We start from the raw sequence: 4,135 nt of genomic DNA on the forward strand, positions 1-4,135 counted from the left end.
TTTTACATAAAATACTGGTCTAGTTTCGTGATGTCTTTTTTAAGCAATTTGTCCTTTGATAACTTCAAAAGATATTATTTTTCAGTTGACATACTACCGCAGGTCTTTTCTGTTTATTTAATACAAGACTCTATCCAGTCTGTATCACTTCTAAACTTTTTGTTTATTCACATTCCAAACAATTTCACTTTTTACAAGGAATATCCTTTTCTTATAAAGATTATTAACATATTCTTTACAACTAAAAAGTAGTTTAATATTAACTTATAAATTTAAATTTATTTATGCAATAATGCATATTTGATAAATACTTTAAAAAACAGTTTGAATAAAATGCATTCAAAGAAAACCGTGCCACAAAACAGATACGGTCTAAGACAGAAATAATAAAAATTAAGATGATAGCTCGACTTTTCCCTTTTCCATAACTATCTTTATTTTTGTGTAAAACCATTCTTTCTCTGAATAATACGTACAAAAATAGATTGGATACCATGTAGGCACCAATCTATTTTAATTAAAGAAACTGTGTCAATTCTGAGTTCACAACACGTTGTGCAGTAATAATAACATTTTCAGCTGTTAGTCCATAAACACTATATAGTCCACCAGGTTGATTAGGAACAATTTGAACTTCATATTCAAATGCTTGTCCAAGAGCAGGATGAACTAAGCTTAGAGTTGCAAAAGTAGAAGCATTAGAATTCACATTGAAGTTTACCTGCTCAATTAATACTAATGAACCGTCAAGTCTAAAAACTCTAGCTACTCCAGTAAGTGGGCCCGCAGTACGGTTAAGGATCTTCACCCTAACTTTATTTGCATTAGCAGGTTGATTTCCTACGTTTTCAATTGGTCCTGTAGTAAGAGCCATATAATACCACCTCCATTATATTATTATGATATTCAATCATACACATTAACGTTATAATACATTTACCCAATTTATTTAAAATAAAAAAATGTTCGTTTTTATCTCGTTAATTAATAAAAAACGAACATTTTATAATGAATGAATTCGCAAAAAATAAATTCATATACTAAACTAAATCAACCTACAACAACCGTTTTTTTACAGACAATCACTCTCCTTTCCGACTTCCTCACTTTCGCCTAATATTGAACCGAAAATCTTTCTACCTGCATGTTGCGAGATAAAATACGTATCCATCCAATTCACAATTATTTCTTCTAGCTCTGGATGAAGGGGCTTTCCTGCCCCTTCTTCATAATTCTTTTTAAACTCTAATGCTTTGAACTCCCCCTCAAAACTTTTTAAACTATGATCCATATCTTTGATTACATGTACTGCAGAATCACCCTTCACATAATCACCGATCCGCTTCGCTCTTTCAGGGTCAGCTTGAATATCTTTATCACCAGCAATAGCTAGTACTGGACATGTTACTTGTTGTAAATCTTTATAAATATCATGCTGAAAATGCTCTCTAAACCATTTTGCATTCATCGGTTTAAAACCAACTTTAATCGTATCTTTTTCTGTGTTCATCATTTTCTCTTTTATTTTTTCCATCTGCTTTTCTCCACGTTTCTCCACATTGAGAAGACGCATTAACTTTCCTTTTATTCCTTTCTGCGCTTTTAGTTCTTTATAAGCAATCTCTCTTTGTCTTTTCGAAGCCTCTTCTAATGATTCCGCAGCTCCGGTAAGAAGGATGAGCCCATTAACTGGTGTTCTTGCATTGACTACCGTTGCCAACATACACCCTTCACTATGACCAGCCAAAATGATATTTTCTGGATCAACAAATGGTTGTTCTTTTAAATACGTAATCGTAGACTCTATATCACTAACTAAATCCCACACTCCAGTCTTCAGAAATTCTCCGTCACTCTTTCCTACTCCGCGCTTATCAAAACGGAGCGTCACTACTCCAAGCTTCGCCATTACATGCGCTAAATCTTTATAAATATTTGACGCCAGCTTTAATGGTACGATCATTCCATCACGATCAATTTCTCCAGATCCAGCAATAATGACAACCGCAGCATACTTCCCATCAACTTTCGGCCTTGTAATCGTTCCATGCAAAGTAAATTCACTATTTATCGCTATTTCATATTCATCAAAATTCATCATTTTTTCCTCCCTCTATTCTTTTATATCCAATTTAAATTTCAAACTCGCTATTATATTTTTATACTCTCTTACATCTTTCATCGGAGCGAAAACTGGATTCTCTGCAATACTTTGTAACATGCTTCGCTTTATAATCTCTTCATTTCTAACTGTTTTAGCGCCGAGCGGAAACTCTGCAAACCATCCATCAATCGCATCAAAATAGGAATCACCGTGTAAATGCAGACTATTTACTGTGAAGCTTGCCGCACAAACTGCTACATATTTCCGTAACATTTCTAATGCTCTTTCAAAATTGCCTTGCATACAATATACTTGCGCAGCAGCATAGTATACTTTTAAAGTCATATTGGGATGTAATGTTTCTATTTCATATATATCTATTAACATAAAAGCTCTATTTAAAATTACCTCTACCTTTTCAGCGCTTGAAGCATTTACTACTACATAATTCGGTATTGTCGCAACGAGTTGTATTAAATGTTGATACATACTAATTTGCATTATTTCATTTGCTTTTTCATTATTTCCAAGCATTTGATACGCCTGTGCAATTAAATCCTCCTCTGGAACGTTAGGACGTATCGTTTCGCCAAGCAATTGCAATACTTCATTCGCTTTATTGAGTATAAGATAGCAAGTTGCTTGAAACGATATCGCCTCTTTCACAAGAGAAACATCGTTACTTTCTTCTTGCACTCTGCTAAAGAGATGCATTGCCTCTTCTAACATTTCAATTCTTTTATCCGTATCCTCTGTTAACATATGGTGATTAATAAAAAGTAGTCCCATTTGAAGTAATTACGAAAAACAAGAATAATATTTTTTGATGATTCCTCTGCACTCTATCATTACTTCATCAAACGGTCTTTCACTAAAAGCTTCCGCTAGTCTATGATATAAATCCTTAATATCTTCCGGTTCCATTTGCGGTGTATAACAGATTAGTTCATCTATACTTATATTAAAGTACGATGCTAACAGTGGTAAAAATGTAATATCCGGATAACTTTGCCCCGTCTCCCATTTGGAAACAGACGCCTTCGTAATACCGATATACGCCGCTAACTCTTCCTGCGTAATTCCCTTTTCTTTTCTCTTATCCGCAATTACTTTATGAATGTTTATCTCCTTCACATCATCACCTCATACTTTTATTATATGCTTTTATTTCACACAAAATATGGATTTGAAGTCGACTTTCGTTAACAAAATCAACTGTTAGGAAACATTTCTCTAAAATCAAAGGCAGGAACATATTTGATATGTTCCTGCCTTTTTATTGTGGGGTACCGATACATGGCAATCTAGCTAAGATTTTGAAGTGCTTCAAAATCAAACATTTCATCTCACCACAGTTTTCTATGGGAATCCAGTGAACATTTTATTTACATAATTTTCGTTATTGGTAGTTAATACATCTAGAAGTCTACAAAAATATCCTCCAGTTAAGTACTCTGGAGGATATTCATATTTACATAATCATTCTTAAAAGAAGCCACACAAAATGAAACCTCTTTAGCTCCCAAAAGGCTTACTCTTATCTATTAATAACTGTACATCGTCTTGCTCCTCTACAGATTAAACGCTCGGCTTCTCTTAATGAAATTGGAACAAGTACAGCTTCATCAACATCGTCTTCTACATCAAAAACCGCAAATGCTTCCCCACCCACGATTAAAACACAAATGAATTCTACTTCTAAATCATCATGAGACCTAGGAATACAATTAGAAATAGTACAACGTTGAATCCCCCCTGCTAACAATGTTCTAGCTTCTTGCTCAGATATTCGAATAAAAACAAATTCCTCTATGGCTACATTTCCAAATTCCACTTCAATTTCTACTAGAAGAAAGAATCTGTTTCTAATTCTCACTATACAATTTGCCCCAATTGAAATAATATCTTCATTCATTCTTTTCACCTCCTCGTATGATTAAGTTAGGTTTTTTAGGGACGGGATGTACCTATAAACCCAAGAGTATCTATTTTTATGAGATACTTAAATTTGTAGATAGAGTGTTGCCGACC

The 4,135-nt window shown here is 33.9% G+C and carries 3 protein-coding genes and 1 pseudogene; all 4 read right to left on the reverse strand.

The features are described 5' to 3' along the window. Window positions 1–517: 517 nt before the first annotated feature. The gene (locus MR168_RS32320; RefSeq protein ID WP_001229415.1) at window positions 518–874 is read right to left on the reverse strand and encodes a hypothetical protein; all 357 of its coding nucleotides are present in this window, start codon (window positions 872–874) and stop codon (window positions 518–520) included. Between the two features lie 198 nt (window positions 875–1,072). Further along, a complete protein-coding gene (locus tag MR168_RS32325; protein ID WP_242291751.1) occupies window positions 1,073–2,101 on the reverse strand; it encodes an alpha/beta hydrolase family protein in 1,029 nt (342 codons plus the stop codon). A 12-nt stretch (window positions 2,102–2,113) separates the two neighbouring features. Further along, window positions 2,114–3,238: pseudogene (locus MR168_RS32330) on the reverse strand (helix-turn-helix domain-containing protein). 403 nt (window positions 3,239–3,641) lie between these two features. Beyond that, the gene (locus MR168_RS32335; protein WP_001001282.1) at window positions 3,642–4,019 is read right to left on the reverse strand and encodes a hypothetical protein; all 378 of its coding nucleotides are present in this window, start codon (window positions 4,017–4,019) and stop codon (window positions 3,642–3,644) included. Between the last annotated feature and the right edge of the window lie 116 nt (window positions 4,020–4,135).

The sequence above is a fragment of the Bacillus cereus group sp. BfR-BA-01356 genome (genome assembly GCF_022663635.1).
GTDB lineage: Bacteria > Bacillota > Bacilli > Bacillales > Bacillaceae_G > Bacillus_A > Bacillus_A cereus.

What these genes read in the sequence shown, in the direction of transcription:
- MR168_RS32335 (WP_001001282.1), bottom strand. Translation starts at nt 4,019, where the DNA reads ATGAATGAAGATATTATTTCAATTGGGGCAAATTGTATAGTGAGAATT.
- MR168_RS32325 (WP_242291751.1), bottom strand. Translation starts at nt 2,101, where the DNA reads ATGATGAATTTTGATGAATATGAAATAGCGATAAATAGTGAATTTACT.
- MR168_RS32320 (WP_001229415.1), bottom strand. Translation starts at nt 874, where the DNA reads ATGGCTCTTACTACAGGACCAATTGAAAACGTAGGAAATCAACCTGCT.